2 protein-coding genes are annotated in these 1,931 nt (G+C 46.2%); one reads left to right on the top strand and one right to left on the bottom strand.

The window, feature by feature from the left end:
- Positions 1 to 222: hypothetical protein (locus GVY43_RS15930; RefSeq protein ID WP_236549009.1), on the top strand; the 222-nt coding region annotated here is incomplete at its 5' end.
- Between the two features lie 205 nt (positions 223 to 427).
- On the opposite strand, the gene GVY43_RS15935 is transcribed toward GVY43_RS15930, so the two are convergent.
- A complete protein-coding gene (locus GVY43_RS15935) occupies positions 428 to 1,426 on the bottom strand; it encodes a ParM/StbA family protein (RefSeq protein ID WP_159563842.1) in 999 nt (332 codons plus the stop codon).
- Between the last annotated feature and the right edge of the window lie 505 nt (positions 1,427 to 1,931).

Genomic DNA, 1,931 nt, shown 5'->3' on the forward strand with positions numbered 1-1,931 from the left:
GAACCGGAGGGGAGCGGGCGGATCAGGATGGAGGAGCGGACGAAAACGCGTCCCCTCAGTTGCATCGGGACGGGTGGTAGCCCGTCGGATGCGTTGTCGATGCAACTGAGCGGGCAAGATGGACGACGAAAAACCCCTCGCACGTATGGCGAGGGGCTGGATGGCGAACGATTATTCTTTTGGAGCGAACGAGCCGAACAAATCGGCATCTGGAGCGTATGATGTCGGTTTTGACTCAGCCCTTTGTGTTGACGCTTGATGTTCGACTGTGTCGAACGGAGCCACCGAAGGGTTCTTGATGAAATTTCTTAGGGCAAGTTTGATGATGTAGGATTTTGGCTTGTCCTCAAGAAAGTCGATCAAGTCTTGATCTGTCTCGGGGTTTAGTTTGAAGCTATACTGTCTCATTAGTTTCATTTCTCTCACCTCACTGATGGATGGATTGCTTTGCTGTCCGCATGAAGCGGCTAAAGTTTGAGAATCCACGTACGTTTGCTTCCTGGGCGTTCAAAATCGGCAATGCGTTCGGAGCCTTGATGTTCGACAGATGATCTTTCAACGCGTCGACACCGCCACCTGTGAAGATGGCCTTGTCATACTTGCTGAAATCCTTTTCGTTCGAAACGCGTTCGATGATGTCGGTTGCGGTGCGTTGGAATACGCGTTCACGCAATTCAGCAATCGGATAGCTCTCTCCGCCGTATTGGAAAGAAGTCTTCTCGCGCGTCTCGATTTCAAGTTGAAGTGGGTGGATCGTGGCGGTCTCGATGTTTCGTCCGCTATACCGTTGTTTGATTGCTTGGAACAAATCTCGGTATGCATCCGACATCGCAACCCCTGTCTCTTGATAATCACGGAGCTGACCGAGGGAAATCTCGGCGAGATCGGTTGAGCCGAACCCGATGTCGATGACGAGGACGTCAGCGTTCATCAGTTCGTCATAGTTGCTTCGTTTCATCCCATCATCCCCGATGATGCTATAGAAGAAACTACCAAGCGGTTGGAGGAACACATCCAGCGTCTCGATCGTGAAGAACTTTTCCTTCCCATCAATCTTCACATAATGGGTCGTTTCAAACCGTTTCTTCAAATCGTTGATGATCGTTTTCGTATAATGGTTGGCAGGAAGTCCGGTCGCAGCAATGATAGTATCTCCGTCCTCGACGACCTGGGCGAGAGCGATCATTGTCTCGACGTAGAAGGCGTGTGTCTGATACCGATCTGGTCCTTTGCTCGACGACGTCGAAAACCCCCTACGGATGCCAGCTTGGTAAGCGACGCCTTCGACCTCATATGTTGGGATCGGATTCGTGAAGTTTTCGATTGGCGCTTCGCGAACGGTGTTCGGATAGATCAACACTTGGTCCTTCTCAGCGTCGAACACCTTTATGTACGAGTTCGCAGTTTCAAAAGAGATCGTCTTCATGGGAATAGCCTCCAATTCGTTTTATCATTACTTTTATATCTAAATATATTCTATCATATCATAAAGTGATAATAAACATCTTTATATATAAAAAATAAAATAAAATCTACACAAGTAATTCTTGTATACACATCATTATACTAATTAATGTATTAAAAAGTATAAAAGTAAAACTGAGGATGTGCATAAAGATGTATATAAAGATTAAACAGTAATTCAAGTAAGACCGAACGGTCTTCTCTCTTTGTTATTTCAACTACCAAAATGGCGTGTGAAATGGGTTGAAGGAGTGAAAGGAAGTGGGATGTCTTGGCATTGACCTTCTTTTAAAAACGGCTATAGAAATAGGGTTTAGAGGGAAAATCGTATATTGTATTCTGATTCAGAGAGGCGTATGATGGAACTAGATTCTGAAAATTGGCATCCGACGGATGCGTGAAGAGTTACATAATCAGCCGGTCGATCGACCCGGGGTTCAGGCACAAAAAAAGAAGCACCTAGACGA

Origin of the sequence: Exiguobacterium sp. 8H, from assembly GCF_902506255.1 — a bacterium.
GTDB lineage: Bacteria > Bacillota > Bacilli > Exiguobacteriales > Exiguobacteriaceae > Exiguobacterium > Exiguobacterium profundum.